8 protein-coding genes are annotated in these 8,908 nt (G+C 66.8%); 2 read left to right on the top strand and 6 right to left on the bottom strand.

What is annotated here, in order from left to right; all coding sequences use genetic code 11:
- Positions 1-141: 141 nt before the first annotated feature.
- A complete protein-coding gene (locus tag AC1DOX_RS23855) occupies positions 142-1,098 on the bottom strand; it encodes a tripartite tricarboxylate transporter substrate binding protein (protein WP_441621600.1) in 957 nt (318 codons plus the stop codon).
- A gap of 549 nt (positions 1,099-1,647) precedes the next feature.
- Here AC1DOX_RS23855 and AC1DOX_RS23860 point away from each other — a divergent pair.
- Positions 1,648-2,292 (top strand): hypothetical protein, encoded by a 645-nt coding sequence (locus AC1DOX_RS23860; RefSeq protein ID WP_441621602.1) that lies wholly within the window; start codon positions 1,648-1,650, stop codon positions 2,290-2,292.
- A gap of 122 nt (positions 2,293-2,414) precedes the next feature.
- Here AC1DOX_RS23860 and AC1DOX_RS23865 read toward each other — a convergent pair whose 3' ends face one another.
- Together AC1DOX_RS23865 and AC1DOX_RS23870 are read right to left on the bottom strand one after the other, a co-directional pair.
- Entirely contained in the window at positions 2,415-3,365 is a 951-nt protein-coding gene (locus AC1DOX_RS23865; protein ID WP_441621604.1) for a recombination-associated protein RdgC, read from the bottom strand.
- A 166-nt stretch (positions 3,366-3,531) separates the two neighbouring features.
- Positions 3,532-4,131: a BPSL1445 family SYLF domain-containing lipoprotein gene (locus AC1DOX_RS23870; protein WP_092142162.1), complete on the bottom strand. Its 600-nt coding sequence runs from the start codon at positions 4,129-4,131 to the stop codon at positions 3,532-3,534.
- Positions 4,132-4,313: 182 nt separating this feature from the next.
- Between AC1DOX_RS23870 and AC1DOX_RS23875 the strand changes: the two genes are divergently transcribed.
- Entirely contained in the window at positions 4,314-4,856 is a 543-nt protein-coding gene (locus tag AC1DOX_RS23875) for a hypothetical protein (protein WP_441621607.1), read from the top strand.
- Between the two features lie 13 nt (positions 4,857-4,869).
- Here AC1DOX_RS23875 and AC1DOX_RS23880 read toward each other — a convergent pair whose 3' ends face one another.
- From AC1DOX_RS23880 to AC1DOX_RS23890, 3 genes are all read right to left on the bottom strand, one after another.
- A complete protein-coding gene (locus AC1DOX_RS23880) occupies positions 4,870-6,480 on the bottom strand; it encodes an MFS transporter (RefSeq protein ID WP_441621609.1) in 1,611 nt (536 codons plus the stop codon).
- A 25-nt stretch (positions 6,481-6,505) separates the two neighbouring features.
- Positions 6,506-7,339 carry an aldo/keto reductase gene (locus tag AC1DOX_RS23885; RefSeq protein ID WP_441621611.1) on the bottom strand — a complete coding sequence of 278 codons (834 nt, stop codon included), beginning with the start codon at positions 7,337-7,339 and terminating at the stop codon, positions 6,506-6,508.
- A 168-nt stretch (positions 7,340-7,507) separates the two neighbouring features.
- Complete coding sequence (locus tag AC1DOX_RS23890) at positions 7,508-8,899, bottom strand: GntP family permease (protein WP_477101522.1); 1,392 nt, start codon at positions 8,897-8,899, stop codon at positions 7,508-7,510.
- Positions 8,900-8,908: the final 9 nt, after the last annotated feature.

Raw genomic sequence — 8,908 nt, forward strand, 5'->3', positions numbered from 1 at the left:
GACTGCCTTGGCAGTCCGTTTTTCATTCCGGAGCATGGTCCGCATCCCGACCCGCCCGATAACCGCCGGGACCGGGTACGCGGGCGACCGGTGTTGTATCGCACAGGGCAGGCCAGCCGGCTTGCCCTGCTGCGTTTCGGCTCAATCCGCCGACGCGCCGGACCGCTTCACCACCGTCGACCACTTCCGGATCTCGCTGTCGACGAACTTGCCGGTCTCGGCGGGCGTCATCGGCATCGGCTCGGAGCCGCGATCCGTGATGAACTTCTGCAGCTCTGGCGATTGCAGCGCCTTCACCGTCTCCGCGTTGAGCTGGCTGACGATGGCCGGCGGGGTGCCGGCGGGGGCCATCAGGATGGCCCAGCCCAGCGCCTCGAAGCCCGGCACGCCTTCCTCGCGCACGGTGGGCACCGACGGCAACTGCGGCACGCGTTGCGCGACTGTCACCGCCAGCGGCACGGCTTTCTTCGACTGGATCAATGGCATGGCGGCGGTGACGGAATCCACCATCAGCGGAATCTGATTGCCGAGGAAATCCGCCTGGGCGGGGCCGCTGCCCTTGTACGGAATGTGGACCAGGAAGATGCCGGTCTGCGCCTTGAGCATCTCCGCGGAGAGATGCTGCGTGCCGCCGATGCCGGCACTGGCGTAGCTGTACTTGCCCGGCGCGGTCTTCGCCTTGGCGATCAGGTCGTGCAATGACGTGAAGCCCGACGCCGGCGTCGCCAGGAATACCAGCGGCACGGAGAACACGCCCGAGATCGGTGCAAAGTCCTGGCGCGGATCGTAGTTGAGCTTCTTGTACAGCGTCTGGTTGATCGCCATCGCACTGCCGGCCATGACCAGCGTGTAGCCATCCGCCGGGGACCTGGCGACGACTTCCATGCCGATGTTGCCGCCCGCGCCGGCGCGATTGTCCACCACCACCGACTGGCCAAGCTGCTTGCCGAGCCGCTCCGCCAGCGCACGGGCAAAGATGTCCGTCGCCTGACCCGGCGGGAATGGCACGATCAGCTTGATGGGCCGATCCGGATAGGCGGCATGGGCGGAAGTGGCCGCCAGCAGCAGGGCGGCGGCGAACAGGCGCAACGTCTTCACGGGAATCTCCTCTGTCTTGTTCGGGCTCGGGTGGCCCAGGGAGATTCTACGGGGTTGTCGTGCGTCGTTGCTGCCCACGCGGTGCCCTGCAGTGCTGCAGCAGCGACAACATGCGTTTTCAGAACGGTCTCACAGACCGTCAGGCCGCGGCTTCCTAACATGGTCGGCAACCGTCATCTGTCCCGGGGACGTTTCAACGGCCGATCACCTGCGCGGTGGAGGCCCACCAAGGAGATTCACCGATGCAAGCCGCAGTCCTGCACCGCCTGGGCGACGCGCCGAGATTCGATACCTTCGACGACCCCGACCCGTTCGACCTCGAGACGCTGGTCCGCTTGCGCGCCGCGGCCATCAGCCCGGTGGACCTCGCGGCGGCCGCCAGCCGCCATCACAGCATGCCGCTCGATTTGCCGGCGATCTGCGGCACGGATGGTGTGGGCGAGACCGTGGAGGGCGTGCGCGTCTACTTTACGGTCGCGCGCCAGCCGTTCGGCGCCATGGCGGAATACGCGCCGGCGGAATGGGTGGTGCCAGTGCCGGACGGACTCGATGACGCAGCCGCGGCGGCCCGCCCTGGCTGCCTGGATGCCCCTGGCCGTGCAGGCGAATCCGGAGCCTGGCGAAACCGTGCTGATCCTGGGTGCCACCGGCGCGGCGGGACGGATGGCAGTCCAGGCCGCACGGTTGCTCGGCGCGGGCCGCATCATCGCCGCGGGGCGCGGGCAGGACGCGCTGGCCACGCTGGGCGCCGATGCGACGATCGACCTGCGCATGCCGCCCGCCGCCTTGCATCAGGCGTTCTCGGCCTATGCAGCGGAGGGGATCGACGTGATCGTCGACTTCCTGTGGGGCGATCCGGTCGAGCTGCTGATGGCCGCTCTCGTACGGTCAGACCTGGGGCCGCCCATCGAGGACGATCGGGGTATCCGGCTGGTATCGGTGGCGGAACAGGTGTCGGGCAGCCTGACGCTGCCGTCGGCGGCGCTGCGAGACTCGCGGCTCAGGCTGATGGGCAGCGGTCCGGCCAACTATCCGTCCTTCGCGCATCTGGAGACGTTCGTCGGAGATATCCTGCTGCACGCGCTGGAGGGCGATCTGTCCGTCGAGGTGGAATCGATGCGCATGGCCGATGTGACGGAGGCCTGGGGGCGTGCCACGCTGCAGGAACGGCCTGTGGTGCTGATGGTGGCGTGAGCGGCTGACGGAGCGGGGGGGCCAGTCAGTGGCCAGTGAGGGGGCGGAGAGCGGGCGGAGAGCCCGGGAAGCCATGGAGAGAACCCGCACGCTGGCGCGCGCGGGTCCAGGGTGTGCAGGCCTCAGGCGGCCTTGCGCACGTCGGTGGCAAGGGCGGGGGCTTCCGCCGCGCCCTCGGCCTTGCGTTCGCCGCCGAGCGCGTCCGTCAGGTCGCCCAGCATGGCGGCGAGTTCGCCGGCCATCAGGGCAAAGTCGGCATCGAAGCGCTCGTCTTCATCATGCAGCGTGCCATCAGCCTGTTCCTTGATGACGTCCAGCGGGGCGACGCGCTTGACGGCCAATGTGTCGGTCAGCACGAACGACACGCGGTCGTTCCAGGTCATGGCCAGGCGCGTGCAGCGCTTGCCGGCGGCGATGTGCCGGCGCAGGTCTTCCGGGTCCAGCGGATGGCGCACATAGCGGACGGTGGCCTTGGTCTCGGCGCTCGATTGCAGCTCGATCTCCTGGTCGACTGTGAAGCCGGCCGGGGCGGTATCGGTGGCGAGCCATTCCGTCATCGCCGCGACGGGCGACTGGTTGACGTGCAGGCCGACCACGGGCAGCGGGTCGATGGCCTTGAACAGCATGCCTCGTACTTCGTCGGCCTTGGCCGTGGCGGCTGCGTCGATGGCCAGCCAGCCATTGACGGGGTCGATCCACACGCGGGTGTCGCGGCGGATGCTGAAGGCGCGCGGCAGCAGTTCTTCAGTGATCTGCTCCTTCAACTCCTTCAACTGCTTGCGTCCGGGCTTGAAACCCTGCTGTTCTTCCAGTTCCACGGCCCGCGCCTTGGTGACCTGATTGACCACGGTGGCGGGCAGCAGCTTCTTTTCTGTGCGGAGAACCAGCAGCATCTGGCGGTTGACGCAGTGCACCAACTGGCCATTGTCGCGCGGCGACGCCCAGCCCTGGGTCTGCATCTCGAGGCTGGTGCCGGGGAAGAAGGCATGCTTGGCCAGGGAAGCTTCCACGTCTTCGGCGCTGAGCGTCCACGGGGCGGAAAAACGGTGAATCTGGAGATTCTTAAACCACATGAGAATTCGGCCAGGAGAATGGAAAGGGACGAATTCTATCCCGGTTGAGCGGCAGGCGATCCGGAAAGGGAGACAGAAAAAAGCGCGCATCGCACGAGACCAGATGTCCCGGCGATGCGCGCCTGCCTTGGTGGCGAGAGCGGGGCTTGCGGGGTCAGTGACCGCGTCAGATATCGAGCTTCGAGATCTTCGTGCCTTCCAGGCTCAGGCCCGCCATCAGGCCCGCATTGGTCAGCGCGAAGCCGACAATCGGTTGCTGGGCCGTGTTGGTGTCCAGCTGGCCGTTGGCACCGATCGTCGCCAGGGCCACCGTTGCATCCGCACCAACCTGCCAGCCATTGCTCCTGACGAACTTGTCGTAGGCGTCCTGCGTCAGGAACATCAGCACAAAGGCCTTGGATTGCGCGCCAACCTGCCAGCCGACGGAGCCCGAGATCGCGCGATAATATCCACGGTCGGCGCCGCCGGAGCGCAGCACGCCATCGCCGTACTCGCCGCCCACCACAAAGCCGGCGGACAGCAGCTTCGGGAAGATGAGGATGCCGCGCGCCTTGTTGGCCAGGTCATGGGAGCCCTTGACCGAGGTGTACAGGCGATTGAGCGTATCGTTGGCGCCCGCATCGATCTCGCGCCGTTTGGCAGCCTTGTCGGTCGCTGCGCTGGGGCCCGTGGTGGTACATCCGGCGAGCGACAGTACGCCGAGGGACAAACCGGAGAGACTGACAAGCCCAGCGCCGCCGCCGGACAGGAAGGTTCGACGTTTCATTATTTCCTCCAGGATGGTCGTGTGTTGCAACCGCCTCTACAGCATAGGCGTGCAAAGCACATAGGCAAATGCGATTTTGTCTGACTTGGCCTGGGAGAGTCTCTGACATGGCACAGACATACTTTCTTGCAATTCGCCGGAAAAGCTCCGGAACCCACCTTAAATGACCGAGTCTTTTGAAGATGCAAAAGAAAATCGCCCCCATTCTCGCTTCGGCCCCGTCGGCCGCTTCCCTTTCATCCGTCATTCCGGCGACTTCCGCTGACGCCAGGGCATCCATCAATCGCCCGCGCGGCAGCCGCCGGTTGGCCGCAAGGCTCGGCTCGCTGAGCGTGCCCGTCGCAGCGCTGCTGCTGGCCGCCTGCTCGTCGCAACCGACGATGGAATCGGCGGAATCCAAACAGGAAACTGCTGCGCTGAATTCCGGATGGCAGGCCGAGCGCGCCAAGTACATGGATTGTGTGCAGGACAAGGCCGACGACGGCGTCAAGGGCAAGGCCGCGCCGAAGGACGTGGCCGCCAGCGCGCTGGAGTCCTGCAAGGGCCAGCTTGGCGTCATGCATGACGCCTTCCAGTCCTACTTGTCGGCGCAGATGAGTTCCTCGCACGGTCAGGCCGGCGCCCGTCAGGCTGCCGCCCGCGTCACGACCGATACGCGCGAGAAAGCGCGTACTTACCTCACGCGCTATGTGGAAGTCGAGCGATATAAGGCCAACCAGCGCTAGATCCCACAGGTCGTCACGGATGACGCGCTGGAGCCGGCGCGTTGTCGTCGTCGTGCACGAAGATCCACGCACACAATCCGCCAGCCGCCGCGAGTAGCGCGGACAATCCCATCACCCATCGGAATCCGGCTACGAAGGCCTCGCCCACGGTATGCCGCAGCGCGGCCTGCAGCGTCGGGTCGACCTGCGTCGGAATGTCGATTGCCGCGAGTTTGTGGCGCTGCACCAAGATGGCCTGCACGACTTCTTGTGGCGCGCCGGTAGCGGCCAGGCCCCGGATCAATACCGGTTGAAACGCCGCTACCAGAACGATACCCAGCACCGCGATGGCCAGCAGCCCCGCTACGCGCGAGGCCGCGTTGTTGATGCCCGATGCCGCGCCCGTGGCGCCAGGCGGTACCGCATTCATGACGGTCGTGGTCAGCGGTGCGACGCTGATTGACATGCCCAGACCCAGCACCAGCACCGCCGGGAACCAGGTCAGCCAATAGCTGCCGCCGATGCCTGGCACCGCGAACATCGCGAAGCCGACGGCTGCCACCAGTGGGCCCGCCACGAGCGGTCGCCGCGCGCCGTACTTGTCCACCAGCCCGCCGGCCCAGCCGGACATCACGAACATCAGCAGGATGAACGGCAGCAAGGCCGCGCCAGCCGCGGTCGTGGAATAGCCTTGTACCTGGATGAGGTTCAGGGGAAAGAAGAAGAGTCCACCGCCCAGCGCGGCATAGAGCAGGAATGTCAGAAGATTCGCACCGACAAAGCGGTCGGAGCGGAACAAGGTCAGCGGCAGGATTGGGCTGACGTTGCGGCGTGGGTTTGCCTCCAGCCATACGAACATTGCCAGCATCGCCAGACCGCTGGCGATCGGCCCCCATACCCGGGGATGCCGGCCTCCCAGCATCGGGAATTCGATCAGACCGTAGACCAGGGCGCCGAGCCCCAGTGTGGCCAGCCCGCTGCCAGTCCAGTCGATCGCGCCCGGGCTCGGCGCGCGGCTCTCCGGCACGCGCCATAGCGTGATGACCAGGACCGCGGCCGCCAGCGGCACATTGATCAGGAATGCCGCGCGCCACGACAGATGGTCGATCAGCCAGCCGCCCGCCACGGGCCCCAGCGCCGCCGTCATCGCGGTGGCGCCCGACCAGGTCCCGATGGCCTTGCCGCGTGAGGCCGGGTCGAACGATGCGGACAGCAACGCCAGGCTTCCCGGCACCAGCAATGCCGCGCCGATGCCCTGCACCGCGCGTGCCGCGATCAGGTGGCCGATGGTGGGCGCCAGTCCGCACCAGACCGATGCCGCCGCAAAGATCGCCACGCCAGTCGCAAACACGCGGCGCCGGCCAAAGCGGTCGCCGGCGGCGCCGCCCGCCAGCAACAATGCCGCCAGGCATAGCGCGTAGGATTCCACGGCCCATTGCACGTCAGCCAGGTTCGCACCCAGGTTGCGCTGCAACGCGGGCAGCGCCACGTTGACGACGGTGCCATCGATGAACGCCATGCTCGATGCCAGGATCGTCGCCGCCAGCACCCAGGGCGCCTGTCGGCGCGAACATGGCGTGGCGTCAGGCCCGGCGCGTAGCACCGCGTCGTCGCATGGGCTCTGGGCCAGCGGTGTGGTGGACATGGTCAGCTGCGGCGTATCGTGGGTTTCACAGCATCGCCAGCGGATGCGCCTTGTGTGGCGGTGGGAAGAGCTGGTCGAGTTCGGCTAGTTGTGCGGGCGTCAGCGTCACGTCGAGTGCACCCAGGTTCTCGCGTAAGCGATCGCGATGGCTGGTCTTGGGGATGGCAATGACGTCGTCAGTCCTCAACAGCCAGGCCAGCGCGGCCTGTGCCGGCGTCATGCCGTGCGCGTGCGCAAATCGTTGCAGGCCGGCGTTGCGCAACAGGCGCGCCTGCTCGATTGGCGAATAGGCCATGACGGGCACGTTGCGCTCGCGCAGCCATGGCAACAGGTCGAACTCCATCCCGCGACGACCGAGGTTGTAGAGCAACTGGTTCACGGCAACCTGATCCCCGCCGGGCACTTCCGTGAGCTCCTCCATGTCGGCCAGGTCCAGGTTGCTGACGCCGAAGTGCCGGATCTTGCCGGCCTGCCGGAGTGCCAGGAACGCCTCCATCGTCTCGTCGAAGGGCGTGTCGCCGCGCCAGTGCAGCAAATAGAGGTCGATGCGATCGGTGCCCAGCCGGCGCAGGCTGCGCTCGCATGCCGCGACAGCGCCTTTGCGGCTGGCATTGTGGGGGTAGACCTTGCTGACCAGGAATGCATCGTCGCGGCGGCCCGCGATGGCCTCGCCGATCAACGACTCGGCCAGACCCTCGCCGTACATTTCGGCGGTATCGATCAGACGTACCCCGAGATCCAGCCCCAGTTGCAGCGTGGCGATTTCTTCCGCGCGCGTGGAACGGGCATCGCCGATATTCCAGGTGCCCATGCCAAGCGCGGGAACGCGCTCGCCGCCGGGGAGCGTGACGTATTTCATGCATCGACTCCAGTGCAATGACTCATGTGTCTCGGGCGGCGCGCGGGCCACACCAGCCTTTCACACTAGTGAACATTGCCGCGAAGTACAAGGCGGGGTCAGCATTGCAGCGAGGGCGGGGTGCTCAGGGAACCGTGCACACAGACCCGGGTTCTCAGGCCCTGACGCTCAGACCGTACCAGTCAGGTAGAACACGGCGATCACGAAGAACACGGCCATCGTCTTGATGACGGTGATGGCGAAGATGTCGCGGTAGGACTCGCGGTGCGTGAGGCCGGTCACAGCCAGCAGCGTGATCACCGCGCCGTTGTGCGGCAGCGTGTCCATGCCGCCGCTGGCCATCGACACCACGCGGTGCAGCACCTCCAGCGGGATCTGCGCGGCCTGCGCGCCCTGGATGAAGACGTCCGACATGGCCGCCAGCGCAATGCTCATGCCGCCCGAGGCCGAGCCCGTGATGCCCGCCAGCGTGCTCACCGACACCGCYGCGTTGACCAGCGGGTTGGGGATGCTGCGCAGCGCGTCGCTCACCACCAGGAAGCCCGGCAGCGCCGCGATCACGCCGCCGAAGCCGTACTCCGAGGCGGTGTTCATCGACGCCAGCAGCGCGCCGCCCACGGCGCTCTTGGTGCCTTCGGCAAAGCGCGAGCGCACCGCGCCGAACGCGGTCACCAGCACCACCACGATRCCCAGCAGCAGCGCCGCCTCCACCGCCCAGATYGCYGTCACGCTGGCGATCTTGGTCTCCACCGGCTTGGYCAGCCCCGGCAGCGACACGCTGTTGGCCTCGCCATACCAGAGCGGAATCATGCGCGTGAGCCAGAAGTTGGCCACGCCCACCACCACCAGCGGCAGGATGGCCAGCAGCGGCGGCGGCAGCTTGCCGCCCTCGACGCGCTGAGGTTCGTTGAGCAGGTTGGTGCCGTAGCCCTCGCCACGCGCGGCGGCCGCGCGGCGGCGCCATTCCAGGTAGGACAGGCCGACGAGGATGATGAACAGCGACCCCGCCACGCCCAGCGCCGGCGCGGCCCACGAGGTGGTCTTGAAGAAGGTGGTGGGGATGATGTTCTGGATCTGCGGGGTGCCCGGCAGCGAGTCCATCGTGAACGAGAACGCGCCCAGCGCGATGGCGCCCGGCATCAGGCGCTTGGGGATGTTGCTCTGGCGATAGAGTTCGGCGGCAAACGGATAGACCGCGAACACCACCACGAACAGGGACACGCCGCCGTAGGTGAGCAGCGCGCAGACCGCGACGATGACCGCATTGGCGCGCGAGCGGCCGATGTAGCGGATGGCGGCGGCGACRATCGAYTCGGAAAAGCCCGAGAGCTCGATGACYTTGCCGAAGACGGCGCCGAGCAGGAACACGGGGAAATAGAGCTTCACGAAGCCGACCATCTTCTCCATGAAGATGCCGGAGAACACCGGGGCGACGGCCGAGGGATCGGTCAGCAGCACGGCGCCGAGCGCGGCGATCGGCGCGAACAGGATCACGCTGAGTCCGCGATAGGCGGCAAACATCAGGAACGCCAGCGCGGCGAGCACGACAACAAAAGACATGAGGTCTCC

The organism is Cupriavidus sp. 01L415 (assembly GCF_056400065.1).

Bases quoted from the DNA above. Each gene is read 5' to 3' on its own strand.
- AC1DOX_RS23860 (WP_441621602.1), top strand. From the start codon at position 1,648: ATGACGCAGCCGCGGCGGCCCGCCCTGGCTGCCTGGATGCCCCTGGCC.
- AC1DOX_RS23865 (WP_441621604.1), bottom strand. From the start codon at position 3,365: ATGTGGTTTAAGAATCTCCAGATTCACCGTTTTTCCGCCCCGTGGACG.
- AC1DOX_RS23870 (WP_092142162.1), bottom strand. From the start codon at position 4,131: ATGAAACGTCGAACCTTCCTGTCCGGCGGCGGCGCTGGGCTTGTCAGT.
- AC1DOX_RS23875 (WP_441621607.1), top strand. From the start codon at position 4,314: ATGCAAAAGAAAATCGCCCCCATTCTCGCTTCGGCCCCGTCGGCCGCT.
- AC1DOX_RS23880 (WP_441621609.1), bottom strand. From the start codon at position 6,480: ATGTCCACCACACCGCTGGCCCAGAGCCCATGCGACGACGCGGTGCTA.
- AC1DOX_RS23885 (WP_441621611.1), bottom strand. From the start codon at position 7,339: ATGAAATACGTCACGCTCCCCGGCGGCGAGCGCGTTCCCGCGCTTGGC.